At 55.2% G+C, this 15,016-nt stretch carries 16 protein-coding genes; 8 read left to right on the forward strand and 8 right to left on the reverse strand.

Features of this window, described 5'->3' with window-relative positions:
* Positions 1-885, reverse strand: a complete 885-nt coding sequence (locus TRICHSKD4_RS09405; protein WP_009467288.1) for an MJ0042-type zinc finger domain-containing protein — start codon at positions 883-885, stop codon at positions 1-3.
* 202 nt (positions 886-1,087) lie between these two features.
* Here TRICHSKD4_RS09405 and ftsE point away from each other — a divergent pair, with 202 nt between their 5' ends.
* From ftsE to TRICHSKD4_RS09425, 4 genes are all read left to right on the forward strand, one after another.
* Entirely contained in the window at positions 1,088-1,747 is a 660-nt protein-coding gene (gene ftsE / locus TRICHSKD4_RS09410; protein WP_009467289.1) for a cell division ATP-binding protein FtsE, read from the forward strand.
* A gap of 70 nt (positions 1,748-1,817) precedes the next feature.
* Positions 1,818-2,786, forward strand: a complete 969-nt coding sequence (locus TRICHSKD4_RS09415; RefSeq protein WP_009467290.1) for an ABC transporter permease — start codon at positions 1,818-1,820, stop codon at positions 2,784-2,786.
* A 54-nt stretch (positions 2,787-2,840) separates the two neighbouring features.
* Positions 2,841-3,578: a YdcF family protein gene (locus TRICHSKD4_RS09420; RefSeq protein WP_009467291.1), complete on the forward strand. Its 738-nt coding sequence runs from the start codon at positions 2,841-2,843 to the stop codon at positions 3,576-3,578.
* A gap of 61 nt (positions 3,579-3,639) precedes the next feature.
* Entirely contained in the window at positions 3,640-4,425 is a 786-nt protein-coding gene (locus tag TRICHSKD4_RS09425) for a 1-acyl-sn-glycerol-3-phosphate acyltransferase (protein WP_009467292.1), read from the forward strand.
* On the opposite strand, the gene TRICHSKD4_RS09430 is transcribed toward TRICHSKD4_RS09425, so the two are convergent.
* Entirely contained in the window at positions 4,426-4,959 is a 534-nt protein-coding gene (locus tag TRICHSKD4_RS09430; protein ID WP_085979615.1) for a gamma-glutamylcyclotransferase, read from the reverse strand. It abuts the gene before it with no gap.
* Positions 4,960-5,057: 98 nt separating this feature from the next.
* On the opposite strand from TRICHSKD4_RS09430, the gene TRICHSKD4_RS09435 reads away from it, so the two are divergent.
* A complete protein-coding gene (locus tag TRICHSKD4_RS09435; RefSeq protein ID WP_040616607.1) occupies positions 5,058-6,119 on the forward strand; it encodes a DUF2125 domain-containing protein in 1,062 nt (353 codons plus the stop codon).
* Between the two features lie 19 nt (positions 6,120-6,138).
* Here the strand turns inward: TRICHSKD4_RS09435 and TRICHSKD4_RS09440 are convergent, their stop codons facing one another.
* Positions 6,139-6,600 (reverse strand): GNAT family N-acetyltransferase, encoded by a 462-nt coding sequence (locus tag TRICHSKD4_RS09440; protein ID WP_009467296.1) that lies wholly within the window; start codon positions 6,598-6,600, stop codon positions 6,139-6,141.
* 160 nt (positions 6,601-6,760) lie between these two features.
* Here TRICHSKD4_RS09440 and TRICHSKD4_RS09445 point away from each other — a divergent pair, with 160 nt between their 5' ends.
* The 3 genes from TRICHSKD4_RS09445 to TRICHSKD4_RS09455 all read left to right on the forward strand — a co-directional run bounded on the left by TRICHSKD4_RS09445 (position 6,761) and on the right by TRICHSKD4_RS09455 (position 8,853).
* Positions 6,761-7,660, forward strand: coding sequence for a DMT family transporter (locus TRICHSKD4_RS09445; protein WP_009467298.1), 900 nt, complete (start codon positions 6,761-6,763; stop codon positions 7,658-7,660).
* Positions 7,661-7,744: 84 nt separating this feature from the next.
* Positions 7,745-8,635, forward strand: a complete 891-nt coding sequence (locus TRICHSKD4_RS09450) for a CoA ester lyase (protein WP_009467299.1) — start codon at positions 7,745-7,747, stop codon at positions 8,633-8,635.
* Positions 8,636-8,649: 14 nt separating this feature from the next.
* Positions 8,650-8,853: a DUF1737 domain-containing protein gene (locus tag TRICHSKD4_RS09455; protein ID WP_009467300.1), complete on the forward strand. Its 204-nt coding sequence runs from the start codon at positions 8,650-8,652 to the stop codon at positions 8,851-8,853.
* On the opposite strand, the gene TRICHSKD4_RS09460 is transcribed toward TRICHSKD4_RS09455, so the two are convergent.
* From TRICHSKD4_RS09460 to TRICHSKD4_RS09480, 5 genes are all read right to left on the reverse strand, one after another.
* Positions 8,847-9,797 carry a hypothetical protein gene (locus TRICHSKD4_RS09460; RefSeq protein ID WP_139052035.1) on the reverse strand — a complete coding sequence of 317 codons (951 nt, stop codon included), beginning with the start codon at positions 9,795-9,797 and terminating at the stop codon, positions 8,847-8,849. The genes TRICHSKD4_RS09455 and TRICHSKD4_RS09460 overlap by 7 nt on opposite strands.
* Positions 9,798-9,804: 7 nt before the next feature.
* Positions 9,805-10,449 (reverse strand): outer-membrane lipoprotein carrier protein LolA, encoded by a 645-nt coding sequence (locus tag TRICHSKD4_RS09465; RefSeq protein WP_009467302.1) that lies wholly within the window; start codon positions 10,447-10,449, stop codon positions 9,805-9,807.
* 85 nt (positions 10,450-10,534) lie between these two features.
* On the reverse strand, positions 10,535-13,321 hold the full coding sequence (locus TRICHSKD4_RS09470; protein ID WP_009467303.1) for a DNA translocase FtsK: 2,787 nt from the start codon (positions 13,319-13,321) through the stop codon (positions 10,535-10,537).
* A complete protein-coding gene (locus TRICHSKD4_RS09475; RefSeq protein ID WP_009467304.1) occupies positions 13,318-14,541 on the reverse strand; it encodes an aminotransferase class I/II-fold pyridoxal phosphate-dependent enzyme in 1,224 nt (407 codons plus the stop codon). The genes TRICHSKD4_RS09470 and TRICHSKD4_RS09475 overlap by 4 nt, the downstream gene beginning before the upstream one ends.
* A 153-nt stretch (positions 14,542-14,694) precedes the next feature.
* A complete protein-coding gene (locus tag TRICHSKD4_RS09480; protein ID WP_009467305.1) occupies positions 14,695-14,955 on the reverse strand; it encodes a DUF1674 domain-containing protein in 261 nt (86 codons plus the stop codon).
* Between the last annotated feature and the right edge of the window lie 61 nt (positions 14,956-15,016).

The following is a 15,016-nucleotide window of genomic DNA, read 5'->3' on the forward strand; positions in this document are numbered from 1 at the left end:
TCACTCGAGTGCGAGTTGGCGTTTGTCGCGATCAATAAATCGGACCTGGATATCGGCGGCACCCGGTGGCGGGTCACTTAAAATAGTTCGAAACCGAGTTTGATCCAATGGGTCAAGTGTCCGTGTCCGTGGTTCTACGGTCCAGGCATAGATCTCCTGTAAATCGGTTCCGCGAATAGACAAGCGAATGGCCGGCAACTGATTGCGTTCGCTCAACAAGTTGCGAATTGTGCCCTCAACAACAAGCACTGGCCTGCCGCCTTCCTGATCGGAAAAGGTTCTCAAGTCTCCAAATTCTAGACCACGAAGATTGATGTCCATGCCAATCATTTCAAAAAAACTGGCAAGATCAGGCGCCTGTTTGACAACCGACCCCCTCATGACGAACACGAGGGCACACAAGACAACGCAACCCACGAGAACAGAAACGCTGCCGATACGCCCGAAATTGATTGCTGCCAGAACCCTTCGCGTTCGCGCAAAACTTTGCTTCTTGAATTTGTCGGGATTGATCTTGATTTTGGGCCGATGGGCGCTGGCTTCTATGTCTTGCCCATCACCTTCTTCCTCGTCATCGGCGTCAAATGCAGCCTCGTCGGCATCCGCATTGGCCGCTTCATTGAAAGCGCCATCATTGGCCGCATCCTCAAATCCGTCATCGGGCGCAGACTGTTCAGCGGCATTGTCCTCCTCCCACGCTGTTTCATCAGCTGATGAGGCGTCTTGCGCGGGCGGATTGGGCTCTGTGTCCTCAACAGGCGGGTCATTTGGAGAGACGAACCAGCGATTGCTGCAGCGCGCGCACTTCACACTCCGCCCTTCGGCTCCGAGGGCTTCAGCCTTGATGTCGTAGGATGTCCCGCATTCCGGACATTTGATCTTCATGTTGAGAAGACCCTTTCCAATTCATCCATTCGGCCCTGGCAATCTTGCCAGTCGGCACGGCTGTCGTCATCAATTTCCGGCATGGTATATGGGCGCAGCTTCAATTGCCATTTGCAGGCTGCCTATAGAAGGACATTTATATGATTAATGAAGCGTTAACGCGAGCGGTTTAGCTTGGCCGCAAATCCAATGGAGAAGAGACGTGATCCGCTTTGAAAATGTCGGATTGAGATATGGAATGGGGCCTGAAATCCTGCGGGATCTCTCGTTTGAGATCGGGCCGCAGTCTTTTCAGTTCCTGACCGGGCCGTCGGGGGCTGGAAAAACCAGTCTGATCCGTCTCTTGTTCATGTCTCTCAAGCCGACACGCGGTTTGATCAAGGTCTTCAACAAGGATCTTAGCCAGATTACCAAGCAGGATATCCAGCCGCTGCGCCGCAAGATTGGTGTGGTTTTTCAGGATTTTCGATTGCTGGATCACCTGACAACTTATGAGAACGTTGCCTTGCCGTTCCGTGTGCTCGGCAAGGAAGAGCATGAATACCGTGCGGATGTGGTTGAGCTATTGAAGTGGGTTGGTCTTGGAGATCGAATGCATGCCATGCCGCCGGTTTTATCTGGCGGAGAAAAACAGCGCGCGGCTATTGCGCGCGCGCTGATTACGCGTCCCGAAGTGTTGTTGGCAGATGAGCCGACCGGTAACGTGGACCCACCACTTGCCAGACGTTTGCTCCGGCTGTTCATTGAGTTGAATAAACTGGGGACATCGGTGGTTATCGCCACGCACGATATCGCATTGTTGGAGCAGGTAAACGCCCGGCGCATGGTTTTGGCCGATGGCCGACTGTCCGTTTTTGATTAGGTTTTAAATGTCAGGCACAAAGCGCACCCCTCCTCCCAAGGGCTCAAAAGGCCCCGCGCGGAAAACGCCCGTGGGCAGCCGATTGGCGTCCGGGGTTCGGCGTGTTGTGCCAAAGAGACACGTTGCAGATGACACAAAGCTGCGCCCGTCTGCCCCCATTGTCCCGCCGCAATCCGTAGCCGGACGCGCCCTGACACTCGTTGTTGCCATCATGTCGTTTTTGGCCTGCCTGACAGTTGGCGCGGTGTCTATTGTCTGGGAGGCTGCGGATGCTTGGCAAAACGATCTGGTCCGGGAAGTGACCATTCAGATTCGCCCGATCGAGGGCGTTGATATGCTCAAGGAAATCGATAAGGCTGTCGCACTGACGCAGGAGTTTCCCGGGATTGGCAGTGTGCATGCGCTTTCCGATGACGAGACGAATGCGCTTCTGCAGCCTTGGTTGGGAGAGGGGCTGGATCTTGACAGTTTGCCAGTTCCTCGCCTCATTCAAATTCAGGTGGATGATCCGGCAGCGCTTGACTTGATCCAACTGCGCGCTGCGCTGTCTGAAAGTGTTATCGGGGCGAGCATTGACGATCACTCTGTTTGGACTTCTCGCCTGTCTGCCATGGCAGGGGCTGTCGTTCTGGGTGGGTTCGGTATTCTGGCCCTCGTCATGGCCTCTATGGTGCTCAGCGTCGTCTTTGCCACGCAGTCGGCCATGGCTGGCAATAAGGACGTGATTTCCGTGCTGCATCTTGTGGGGGCGGAAGACGCGTTTATCGCTCGCGAATTTCAGCGCCACTTTCTTGTACTTGGACTGTTGGGCGGTATATCCGGCGGAATATGTGCGATATTCGGGTTCGTTGTTCTGGATGTTCTGACGCGCGAGAGCATCGGCAACGCCGGATCAGATCAGCTGTCAGCCCTCTTTGGATCGGTATCCGTTTCACTGCCGGGGTATCTCGGGGTTATCGGCGTTGTGTTTGTGGTTGCGGTTCTGACGGCCTTGACGTCTGGCCTCGCAGTTCGCGCAACACTGGCAAAGGCGGATTAGCGGTAAAACTACGACTTGACTCAAATTCCGAACAATCGGGTATCATAGAGCACCATGATTCGAGCGGAGCCTCCCGGGTCTGACGAGTTCAGAACCGACCCCGACCCAAATCACAGCGGTGTCTGCGCCAGCCCTTATGAAGACGCAAGCGGAGCGGCCGCAGCCGGGAAGACCGGCGGCCTGCGAAAAGGATATGTTCCGGGCAGAAAATGCCTTGCGTGCGTGCTTGGATTTATTGTCGTGGTTGGGCTTGTCGTTGGAAGTTTTGCATCATTTGCTGAACGGGTTGCAACGATTGAGACCCCGAGAGACCCTCGGGCGGATGCCATTGTCGTTCTGACAGGTGGCAAGGAACGGATTTCCAAGGCGATGCGGTTGCTTGAGGAAGGCCGCGCGGAGCGGTTGTTGATCTCTGGTGTCCATCCGGGCTCAAGTGCTCGGCAAATTGCGCAGGCAACCTCTTCGGACCTGCCGCTTTTCACCTGTTGTGTTGATCTGGACCGGGCGGCGCTCAACACATTGGGAAATGCAACGGAAACGGCCTCCTGGGTCGCCGAGCACGAGTTTGAGACGCTCTTGGTGGTTACCAGCGCCTATCATTTGCCGAGAGCCGAGCTGGAATTGGCGGAGGTTCTTCCAAATGCAGGGCTTCTGCCCTATCCCGTTTTCTCTTCAGAGCGGGATTTGACTGCTTGGTACAGCAGCTTTGATACGTTGAAGCTTCTCATGCGCGAATATGTGAAGTATACCCTCGCCCGGTTACGCATCACCTATGATCGGTTGATTGGCTAAAGGTCATCACGGGCATATTGGATGTGAGGATGCCACAAGGTTGCCGATAGGCCGAGGTCTCATGCTTCTTCTGCGCTCAGCTCTGTTTCAGGTCCTGTTCTATTCGATCACGCTCATTTACATGATCGTGCTCTCTCCGGTGATGTTGCTTCCTCAGCGCTGGGGCTGGTGGATCCTGCCGTTTTGGATGAACACAATGTTGTTCTTGATGCGCGTTGTGGCGGGGCTCAAGGTCGAGTTTTGCGGTAAGGAGCATGTGACGAACGGTGGTTACATTGTGGCGATGAAGCACCAGTCAGCGTGGGAAACGGTGACTTTGGCGCAGTTCTTCCGGCGGCCAACCTTCATTTTGAAGCGTGAGCTACAGTGGATCCCGCTCTTTGGGTGGTACACTTGGAAGTTCGGTCAGATCCCGATCAATCGCGGCAAAAAATCCGAGGCACTGGCTGCCATGATGGTGTCGGCGAAGAATGCGATTGCGCACAATCGTCAGATCATGATTTTCCCGGAAGGTACGCGCCGGCCTGTGGGGGCTGAGCCGAAGTACAAATACGGTATTGCGCACCTTTACAAGGAACTGAAATGTCCTGTTTTGCCTGTCGCGCATAATGCCGGCGTTTATTGGCCGCGCGCCTCGTTTCTTGTTTATCCGGGAACGGTAGTTGTCGAGTTCTTACCGCCAATTGAGCCCGGTCTTGCAATGGATGAGTTTCATCCAAAGCTTGTCGATATTATTGAGACAGCCAGTGACCGCTTGGTTGAAGAAGCCCGCGCTGCCGGGGCTACTTCCCCGGTGTTGGATCGTGTGCCCACTCCAACTAAACCGACAGAAAGCGCCGCGGGATAATCAGGTCGTTGAATTCTCGGCATTCAGTTTGCGCGCCAACCACGAGACACCTGCATCATCAATGCCCAACTCTTCCAGATGGGCGGCGGTGTTTTGAACGTATTCAGGGTTTTCACCTGATTGTCCGACAGCGCCGCTTACGATTTCCAGCTGGGTTTCGAGCGCCAATGCGCCAGCATATTGGGCATGCTTCCGATCAACGATGTAGGTGAGTGCCTCTACCGTTTCACCCGTATCGAGGCGAACCTTGCGCCATTTCTCAAGGTAAACCATCGTCGCCTGCTCACGCTCGCGCAGATAGGTAATGGTTTCTTCGCGGTCATTAGCGGTGACTTCGAAAGCCATACCGCGGCAGGCCCCTCCCCGATCAAGACCGAAGACGAGGCCGGGGCGTTCCTGTGTGCCACGATGGACCCAAGAATAAACGCACAAGGACCGATGGGCACCGCGTAAAAGGGCTGGCCGCGCATTCACATGCTGAAAACCGGGCTTCCACATCAAAGACCCGTAGCCAAATACCCAAAAATTGCTCATATCACCCCATTCGCTTCCATTCCCTGCGGGACATAGCAACGCCATATTCAAGATGCAATGCCAGTCCCGATGTGTCGCTGATTAGAAAGCAATTTGTCATGACATCCGCTTCCGAGACCCCGATCAAGAAAACCGCCCCACGGATCATGATGCTTGGGATCATTGTCATTATAGGTGTCGGGCTCTGGTCCGGGGCGTGGATGTATGGGCGGACTGTGGTGGCCAACCAGATGGATCAGCAATTGGCTCAGATGGCTGAAAATAATCTGCAAGTTACCTACCGGGAGCGCACAATCAGCGGCTACCCGTTTCGTTATGAAGTTCGGTGCGAAAACGTTGAACTCATAAACGCTTCTGGTCAGCTGATCCAACTTGGCAAGGGACGTGGTGTGGCGCTTGTCTACAATCCATGGCATGTGATTGTGGAAATTGACGGCCCGCTGACCGTTCAAAATGCGGAAGACTCCTCCACCGGTGCCTGGATTTCCGGTTCTTGGGAGTTGGCACAAACCAGCATTCGTTTGGGAAATGACGGACTGCGGCAGTTGGACGTGGTGGTTAGTAAACCTGCTTTTCAAGCTGCCAACCTTGAGGCTCCGGCTGATGTTCGTTCGGACGAGCTGACGTTACATATGCGCAAGGTTCCGGAAACAGACGCTGATCTCGATCTCTATGTGTCTACGAAGCAGTTATCGGGTCAGCTCTTGCCGGACACTCTTCCGCTTTTCGACACTGTGTTTCAGCTTCGTATCGCCAATGGATTTCAGCTGATTGAGGGTGGGAGCGTTGCTGATCTGCCGCGTCTGGAAGATGGCAGCATTCCGTTCCAACTCTCGCGTGTGTCTCTGGCTGATGGGGATAGCAGCCAGATATCGGTGTCTGGCGAGATGCGCCTTCACCGCAATGGCACCTTGTCCGGTGATCTGGAACTGGAAATTCTGGGGCTTGATCAGATCTCGAGCTTGGTCGAGCAGCATGCTCCGGAAGCTGCATCCGTGCCAGCTATCTTAAAGGGAGCGTCTGATGCACTGGGGACTGCGGAAACAGCTGAAAACGGAGTTGAAATCGTTCGGTTGCCGATCACATTGAAAAACGGCAACGCCCGGATCGGGTTTCTTCCGTTAGGGCGATTGCCTGTAATTTCCATTCCGGGACTTTAAGGCCGGGTCGCTTTCCGGCTTACTCCGAAGCAACCCGGTCAATCGGGATCAGGTAACTCTTGCAGTGATCAGGCTCTGCGATTTTCTCATAGAGAGCGACCGCTGGCATGTTCTTGCCCGGAACCAGCCAGCGTAGATGCAGCCAGCCTCGTTTATGCCCCTCGTCGACCAGTGATTCGATCATTTTGCGGCCAATGCCTTGCTGGCGTTGATCCGGGTGAACATAGATGTCGTCCAGCTGGCCGATGCGTAACCCGGTGATCAGCTCTGGCATGTCAAAATAAACCGCAAACCCGATCAAGGCATCGCCCGCAAATGCGCCGATCACTTCGGCATTCTTGTCGTTCAAGATCCGCTCTGCGTAAAACTCGTCCGGCCGGCGGGGTGCACCGCGCTTCAACGCCTGCGCGTTTTCCGCAATAAGTGGCGCGAGCTGATGGGCGTCGTTCATGCCAAGCGTGCGGATATCAATCGTGCTCATGAAAACTCCGAAAGTGTTCGGTCAAACTGTTGGTGTGCAAGATGTCCCAAAAACACCCCGACAATCAAGCCGATAACAAAAGAGCCCTTGCGGAAACCGACTTGGCCCGGCTATGCCGCTTGGGTTCAACAATTTATGAACGCCAAGAGGTGAGCCGCAAATGACCCACGAAGCAGCGCGCTTGCGCGCGACATTGATTGGCCTTACCGCCGTGTTGATGTGGGCCACCTTGGGCTTGTTTGGTGCCGGGTCTGGTGCTGTTCCACCCTTTTTGCTGAATGCATTGTGTTTCGGGTTCTCCGGTATCCTTGCAACGCTTTGGTTGGCCTTTACCGGCAAGTTGCGCCTCATGAAACAGCCGATTGGTGTGATTGCCTTCGGAACAATTGGGCTCTTTGGGTTTCACTTCTTCTATTTCACGGCTATTCGCAACGCGCCACCGGTGGATGCAAACCTGATCAACTACATGTGGCCGCTATTGATCGTTGTATTTTCAGCGTTGCTCCCGGACGAATCTTTGCGGGTTCACCATGTGATTGGAGCTTTATTGGGCCTTGGGGGCGCTGTTCTTTTGATCACCGGTGGTGAAGGTGTGTCGTTTCAAAGCGGAGCTGGTCTGGGGTACGCAGCAGCGGTGACATCCTGTCTGTTCTGGTCCACTTATTCAGTCCTCTCACGGCGGCTTGGGGCGGTTCCAACCGAAGCTGTTGCCGGGTTCTGCCTAATCACGGCAGTCCTCTCAAGTGTTTGCCATTTGGCACTGGAGGAGACGATTTGGCCGAGTGGGTTGGTTGAATGGGGGTCGGTTCTGGCCTTGGCGGCGTTCCCCGTAGGGCTAGCGTTTTTCACCTGGGATGTTGGCATGAAGCGGGGTGATATTCAGGTTCTGGGTGCTGCGGCCTATTCTGCGCCCCTGCTCTCTACGCTTTTGTTGATTGTCTTCGGGTTTGGAGCGTTCACTTGGGTGATTGCAGTGGCCTGCCTCGCAATCACGCTTGGCGCTGTAATCGCAGCCAAGGACATGAATTTCCGAGCAAGAAAAAACAACATGCGCCCGTGAGGCTTGTTTTCGCCCTTCGAATGATTTCGCATTGCAAAAACTTCCTCTAGGGTGCGATTGAGTTTGTTAATCGCAGGACATCCCATGACTGAATTGCTTCGCCCGCGCCGGTCCGCCCTCTATATGCCCGGTTCCAATTCTCGCGCTTTGGAAAAGGCCAAGATGCTGGATGTGGACTGTTTGATCCTTGATCTGGAAGATGCTGTGGCTCCGGATGTGAAGGCAGAAGCCAGGTCGCAAATCAAGGATGCGGTTTCTGCAGGCGGGTACGGCGACCGGGAAGTGGTGATCCGGATCAACGGTCTGGACACAGACTGGGCGGATGATGATCTGAAAATGGCGGTTGAAGCCAATCCGGATGCGATTTTGATCCCGAAAGTTAACGCGCCGTCTGACCTTGAACATGTTTCGCAGAAGCTGAAAGTGCTCGGGCGGAAAGAGGGCCTGAAACTCTGGGCGATGATGGAAACACCCCAGGCCATGCTGAATGCTGCCGCTATCGGTGCATGTGGGCGTGATCCAGCCGTGGGCCTGTCATGCTTTGTGATGGGCACCAATGATTTGGCCAAGGAAACCCGCGCGCAGCTGACACCTGGCCGTGCTGCGATGATGCCTTGGCTGATGACATGTGTAGCAGCCGCGCGTGCCGGTGGGATCGATATTCTGGATGGCGTTTACAACAATTTTCAGGACCTGGACGGGTTTGCGGCTGAATGCGTGCAAGGCGCGGAAATGGGGATGGACGGCAAGACCTTGATCCACCCCAAACAGATTGAAGCTTGCCATACGGCGTTCTCGCCCTCTGAGGCTGAGGTTGAGTGGGCGCGCAAGATCAACGCGATCTTTGATCAACCGGAAAACGCCAGCAAAGGTGCAATTCAGGTGGACGGCAAGATGGTTGAGCGCCTACATGCGGATATGGGATTGCGGGCAATCGCGATTGCAGATGCCATCGCTGCTCGCCAAAGCGCATGACTTAAGAGAGACAGATGAAACTGTACCGGTTCATTACGGGTGTTGATGACAGCGAATTCTGTCACCGGGTCACTCAGGCCCTCAACAAAGGATGGGAGCTCCAAGGCTCTCCTTCCCTTACCTATGATGCCACCCAAGGTCGGACCATTTGCGGTCAGGCCGTGACCAAAGAGGTCGATGGCGCGTATTCGCGGGACATCAAGCTCGGCGATTATTGACGGAAAGAAACCGTGAACGCGTCGAAAACGCGTTCATAAAACTGTGCAGCCACTGCACGGTCACTCGGCCCTTGGGCTGCAAACCGCGCAAGGCCCGGTGCTGCGTTGATCTCCAGCAGAATTGGTTGCCCATCGGCCTTTACGATCATGTCGACACCGGCATAACGCAAGCCAAGGCTGTTTGCAGCTCGTATTGCAGCGTCTTTGATGGTCAGCGGTGTGGGGCCGTCCAGAAGGTGCCCCTTGCCTCCCGAGGACAGATTGGCATTGGAAAGCAGAGCAATGACCTGACCTTTTTCCGGGACGCAATCCAATGACAGGTTCTGGCTAGCAAGGCATGCTGCGCATCTTGGATCGGCCAAAAGGCCCGCATCCAGCTGCTCAATCATGGTTTTGAGACTGTTCACGCCGTCGCCAGTACCTATGGGCGCGGAGCGCTTGATCACACCCAGCACCTCATCCTTCAGAACCAAAACGCGGAAATCTTCGCCGGGTATGGCCTTTTGCAGAAGAAGCAAGCGGTGGCGTTGCAGCAGGCGTGTGCAGGCCGTCTTCAGCTGTTCCGGTGTCTCCAGTCGTTCGACATCCTGGCCTTCCTGCCCAGTGTTGGGCTTCAGGAAAACCGGAAACCCAACCCTTTCGGAGAACTGGATGGCAGAGTTTGATGCGTTCTTTCCGCTTAAAACGACGCCTTCGGGAATGATCAAACCGTCTGATTGAAACAGTTTGAGGCTTGCCGCCTTGTCATCGGCTATTTCTGAAGCGCCGAGGGGGTTCAGGTCAAAATGCGTGCCACGAAAGAACCGTCGCTGACCCGCAGGGTTTTCCACGAGCCCGCTATGGCCATAGTCATCTAGTCTGGTCAGCTTTAAGTCGCGACGGGCGCAATACGCCTCCAACAAAGTCCAGACGAGGGATTGTGGGCGTGGCGGGGTGTTGTCCACTTGCGGCTTAGTTGCCCTGACGCTGGCGCGTGTTGGCCAGATAGTCGATGCGGAAGAGGTCCGGGTTGGTCGGACCGTTGGACACAACGTTATAGACAGCGACAGAAGTGTCGAAACCTTGGGCGTCTGTTACGGTCCATTGCTTGAGTTCGTAGGTATCCGCCTCGAAAATTAGCGTCAGAATGCCGGAATTGAAGGTTGTTTTGTCTTCCAGAACAACGGTGACAAGATCGGATTCCACGATGACATTCTGGATCGTGGCTTCGCTTTGCAGATTGATGTTTTCAGCCAGCAGGAACCGAAGCGGTGTCTGACCGAGTGGCCAGATGTCCTGTGTTGCAAGCTTCCGGTCTTTGACCGAGACTGACTTGCCGTCGGCGATAATGTCCAGTTTGGCAGGAGGACTGTAGTAGAACCGCACCTTACCCGGACGCGCCAGATAAAACTTGCCTTCCGACTGTGATCCGTCGGGTCCAAACTGCACGAAGTCGCCGTGCATTGTCTTCACTGAGTTAAAATAGGTGTTCACGTCGTTGAGGGTTTTTTTCTGCGCGTCCGTCAGGGCAAAGGCCTGAGCGGATAATGCAAGGCAGAGCCCGGCAACAGCAGAAATTTTCGTGGCGGCTTTTGCAAGTGTGCGAAGAGGCATCATTCACCCTGTGATTCGATCCGGTGCCAACGGCTCCTTCATACAGAAGCCGTGTGGCAAAGCTTTGGCAAAATCAAGCAGGTTTGGTTCAGAAATCTTCCTCAACACCGTTTTGAACCAGGATTTCCCGTTTTCCGGCATGATTGGCTGCACTGATGAGGCCTTCCTGCTCCATCCGCTCAATCAGGGAAGCTGCCCGATTGTAGCCAATGGACAGTCGGCGCTGGATGTAAGAGGTAGACGCCTTCTTGTCACGCAGCACAATGGCAACCGCCTTGTCGTATAGGTCGTTGCCGTCGCCACTGCCGCCAGCGGCCGCGCCGCCATCATAGGGGCTTTCGCCGCCGTCTTCCTCTTCCGTCACCGCTTCAAGATATTGCGGCGTGCCCTGCCCCTTCAGGTGTTTGACGATTTCTTCCACTTCATCATCGGAGACAAACGGGCCGTGGACACGCTGGATGCGACCACCACCAGCCATGAACAGCATGTCACCCATTCCAAGAAGCTGTTCAGCGCCCATCTCGCCAAGGATGGTGCGGCTGTCGATCTTGGAGGTCACCTGGAAGGAAATCCGGGTCGGGAAGTTGGCCTTGATTGTACCGGTGATGACGTCAACGGATGGACGTTGAGTTGCCATGATGAGGTGAATACCGGCGGCGCGAGCCATCTGCGCAAGGCGCTGGATGGCCCCTTCAATATCCTTGCCGGCCACCATCATGAGATCAGCCATCTCGTCGACGATCACGACGATATATGGCATTTGCTCAAGCGGCAGTTCCTCTTCCTCGTAAATCGGCTCCCCGGTATCGCGGTCAAATCCGGTCTGCACAGTCCGGGTGAAGTTCTCACCCTTTTCCAGCGCCTGTTTGATGCGCGTGTTGTAACCGTCGATGTTCCGAACGCCCATCTTGGACATTTTCTTGTAGCGCTCTTCCATCTCGCGGACGGTCCATTTCAGCGCAACAACAGCCTTTTTCGGATCAGTAACAACTGGAGTTAGCAGATGCGGAATGCCGTCATAGATCGACAGTTCCAGCATCTTCGGATCAATCATGATCATTTTACACTGGTCCGGATTGAGCCGGTACAGCAGTGACAGGATCATGGTGTTGATGGCAACCGACTTACCAGAACCGGTCGTACCGGCCACCAGCAAGTGGGGCATGCGGGCCAGATCAGCCACTACACCTTCGCCATTGATGGTCTTGCCGAGGCCAAGGGCTAGCTTGGACTTTGATTTCTCAAAATCATGAGAGGCGAGCATCTCACGTAAGTAAACTGTCTCCCGGCGCGCGTTAGGCAGCTCAATCCCGATCGCGTTTTTGCCCGGAATAACTGCCACACGAGCGGAAATTGCGCTCATGGACCGAGCGATATCGTCAGCAAGGCCGATGACGCGGGACGACTTGATGCCTGGGGCCGGTTCCAATTCATAGAGGGTGACAACCGGGCCTGGGCGTACTTCCAGAATTTCGCCACGAACGCCGAAATCTTCCAGAACACCCTCCAGAATGCGAGCATTTTGTTCCAACGCATCTGCCGAAAGTCCGGGTGTTTTGCTACCGGGTTTGGGCTCTGCCAAGAGGCGGAGCGGAGGAAGCTCGTAGTCTTCAGGGGCGCCCAGAAGTGACGGCTGGGCTTCCTGAACGGCCCGCTTGCCTTCCTTTGGACGGGGCGCAGGCGGTACAACCCGGCCTTTTTGCTCAATGTCCGGCTTTGGTCCGGCAATGCCAACCGGGATAGGTGGCTGATTGGCAGCGGCTGGTTGACCCGACACGTGCCCCTTGTCGATCAATAGCTCGTCCGGGTGGAAGGTCTCGCCTTCTTCACCGTAAGGCTCTGTCTCCTGATAGTCTTCTTCATAATCGCCCTGATGGGCTGTACGACGATCTGCTGTTGGTTCTTCGTAATAGTCGCCGAGCCCATCATCTTCTTCCGGCGGCATCAAACGAGCGGCGATGGCGCGTCGAATGGCGTTCAGGCGACCGCCTTTTTTCGGGGCTGGATCGTCTTCGAACTCTTCCTCATAGGTTTCATCCGCGTGATCGTAATCATCTTCATGGTGCGCTTGATCTGTTGTCGGTTGGCCCATCATCCGACGGAAGAATGCCACGATCATCAGGCTCCAGTGGCCAATCCAGCCGATGGTGGCACTGATCAACAAGCCGATACGAGACTCGCCGTCGTCTTCGTCTTCATCAAGGCCGAGATCTTCTTCCAGAGACCGGCCATGACCTTTGGGGGTGGAACGAGAGGATTTGGCAGGTGCATCCACGATGTCACCACTCATCCATCCCGCAGATTTTAAAAGCAGGAAGGCGGCAGGTACACCGAGGCCAAGCACACCCACTATGGTGGCGGCCCCTTCTGTCAGGTTTTGGGTCAGCGCACCGGGTAGCATATGAACGGCGTCGCCGAGGAAGCCGCCAAGGCCTGTCGGCAATGGCCAGCTTTCGGGCACGGGAAGCGCTGCCAGTGCACCGCCGGTTAGGGCTGTGCCAAGGACCCAGAAGAACAGTCGTTTGCTGCGAATGCCGGTTTCCAGACCGGCCAGTAACCGCCAGCCCCAAAAAACAACTGGGACCAGAAAGACCGCCGTTGCAAGACCAATGGTCTGCATCAAAATGTCAGCGACCATCGCACCGGGTGTGCCAAGGGCGTTTTGGGCTGGGTGGCCAGTGGCGTGATTGAGGCTTGGGTCATTCACGGACCAAGTGGCCAGTGCCGCTGCCAGCGCAGCTGCCAGTGCAATAACGCTCAAGCCAGCTGCGCCGACAAGATTTCGGCGCATGAACCGCTTGAGCGGACTTTCAGTATCCATCAGGTCGACGCTGGAGCGTCGGTTTGCTGTGCGTACGGTGCCCGCGCGCTTCATGCTGCACCTCCCAGCCAATCGGCAAGTCGTTCCAAGGCGATAACTGTTTCGTCATAGGGGGCAACGAGGCCCACTCGGATATAATTTCTTCCCGGATTTCTGCCATCCGCCTGATCTAAGGCGAGATAGCTCCCGGGCAGCACTTTCACGCCCTTTTCAGCCCAAAGGGCTTCGGTCACCTTGACCCCGTCTCCCCATTTGGAAACGTTCAGCCAAAGGAAAAAACCGGCTTCCGGAGTGACCGGTCCCAAAATGGGGCCAAGAATACGTTCGGCTGCCTCGAATTTCTCATTATAGAGGCGGCGATTTTCCTCAACATGCGTTTCGTCACCATAGGCGCGCACCGCGATTGCCTGGTGCGGCATGGGTACTTGAGGTGCAGCAAGTCCGCGAAATCTAGACCAGTTGGAGAGAAAATCGGGGTCTCCTGCTGCAAAGCCGCAGCGCAGCCCGGCAAGGTTGGAGCGTTTGGACAGAGAATTCAGAACAATAATGTTTGCAAAACCCTCACCCATGGCCTTGGCTGCCTCAAGAACACCCGGTGGCGGAGTTTTGCGATAGATTTCCGAATAGCATTCGTCTGCGAAGATATAAAAGCGATGCTTGCGTGCGAGTTTGATTAGTCTTTGCCAGTATTTGAGGTTGGCGACCGAGCCTTCCGGATTGGTTGGAGAGGCGATGTAAAAAGCAACGCAGCGGTCAAGAAGGTCTTCGTTCAGGCTGTCGAGGTCGGGCAGAAACCGCCCGTTTGGCGTGGCATCCAAAAACACTGCTGCTGCATCGGCAACATGGGCTGCTGCAGCATAGGTCTGGTAAAACGGGTTGGGGAGAATCACCACCGGGTGATCCATCGGTTTGGCCAATTGATCGCGGGCGGCGATGGCACCGAAGGACAAGCCTTCGCGGGAGCCGTTGAGTGGCAAAACCCCACGCTCGGGGTCAATCATCCCGTCGAGATTATAACGTTTGTCGAGCCAGCCCGCGATCGCCTGCCGAAACTCAGGTGTTCCTGTAATCGCTGGATAGCGGCTGAAATCTGCCAGATTTTCTGCCAAAACCTCACCCAGAAACGACGGCATGGCGTGTTTCGGCTCGCCAATGGTCATGGCGATAGGGGACAGGGCAGGCTCACGCCCGGCCAAAAGGCTTGCAAGGCGCTGAAAGGGATTTGAACTCGGCAGGGCAGCACCGCGCCGATAGGCAATCGAAGTCTGGTCCATGAACTCAGCTTTTACTCAACAACATGCGTACGCGAAGCAAAGAATACCCGGCGTTTGGTTAAATGCTCTTTAACCATGGGGGTGAGCGTGCCGTTTGTTTTGTAAAAGTTGGATCGTCTTTTTTAGCAGGACATACCGTGTCGGCGTCTGCGATCAGAAGTCAACCGTCAGGCCCTTGATTTCCCAATCATCATAACGGGTTGGTTCCAGTCCGCCGCGGCCATCGACTTCCTTTTCCATGGCATTGTGCCGGGCGTCGATGTCCTTGCGCCGAGCTTCAGCTTCTTTCAAGGCGCGCTGGGCAGCAGGTGGTAAATCGTCAAATTTTTTCTTTGGGGCCGCTGATACATCATTCGCAAGGCTCGGTGCGGTTTGAGAATATGCACTGGTCTCGGGAGATTTTGTCTCATCCATCGCGATGGTTCCTCTGCCATATTTTCCTAATCTTGCGAAATGCACCAAACGTCACCAAATT

The sequence above is a fragment of the Roseibium sp. TrichSKD4 genome, from assembly GCF_000148725.1.
In the GTDB taxonomy this organism is placed as follows: Bacteria; Pseudomonadota; Alphaproteobacteria; order Rhizobiales; family Stappiaceae; genus Roseibium.

Coding starts and splice junctions, on each gene's coding strand:
- TRICHSKD4_RS09405 (WP_009467288.1), bottom strand. CDS start 885: ATGAAGATCAAATGTCCGGAATGCGGGACATCCTACGACATCAAGGCT.
- TRICHSKD4_RS09420 (WP_009467291.1), top strand. CDS start 2,841: ATGATTCGAGCGGAGCCTCCCGGGTCTGACGAGTTCAGAACCGACCCC.
- TRICHSKD4_RS09425 (WP_009467292.1), top strand. CDS start 3,640: ATGCTTCTTCTGCGCTCAGCTCTGTTTCAGGTCCTGTTCTATTCGATC.
- TRICHSKD4_RS09430 (WP_085979615.1), bottom strand. CDS start 4,959: ATGAGCAATTTTTGGGTATTTGGCTACGGGTCTTTGATGTGGAAGCCC.
- TRICHSKD4_RS09435 (WP_040616607.1), top strand. CDS start 5,058: ATGACATCCGCTTCCGAGACCCCGATCAAGAAAACCGCCCCACGGATC.
- TRICHSKD4_RS09440 (WP_009467296.1), bottom strand. CDS start 6,600: ATGAGCACGATTGATATCCGCACGCTTGGCATGAACGACGCCCATCAG.
- TRICHSKD4_RS09445 (WP_009467298.1), top strand. CDS start 6,761: ATGACCCACGAAGCAGCGCGCTTGCGCGCGACATTGATTGGCCTTACC.
- TRICHSKD4_RS09450 (WP_009467299.1), top strand. CDS start 7,745: ATGACTGAATTGCTTCGCCCGCGCCGGTCCGCCCTCTATATGCCCGGT.
- TRICHSKD4_RS09455 (WP_009467300.1), top strand. CDS start 8,650: ATGAAACTGTACCGGTTCATTACGGGTGTTGATGACAGCGAATTCTGT.
- TRICHSKD4_RS09465 (WP_009467302.1), bottom strand. CDS start 10,449: ATGATGCCTCTTCGCACACTTGCAAAAGCCGCCACGAAAATTTCTGCT.
- TRICHSKD4_RS09470 (WP_009467303.1), bottom strand. CDS start 13,321: ATGAAGCGCGCGGGCACCGTACGCACAGCAAACCGACGCTCCAGCGTC.
- TRICHSKD4_RS09475 (WP_009467304.1), bottom strand. CDS start 14,541: ATGGACCAGACTTCGATTGCCTATCGGCGCGGTGCTGCCCTGCCGAGT.
- TRICHSKD4_RS09480 (WP_009467305.1), bottom strand. CDS start 14,955: ATGGATGAGACAAAATCTCCCGAGACCAGTGCATATTCTCAAACCGCA.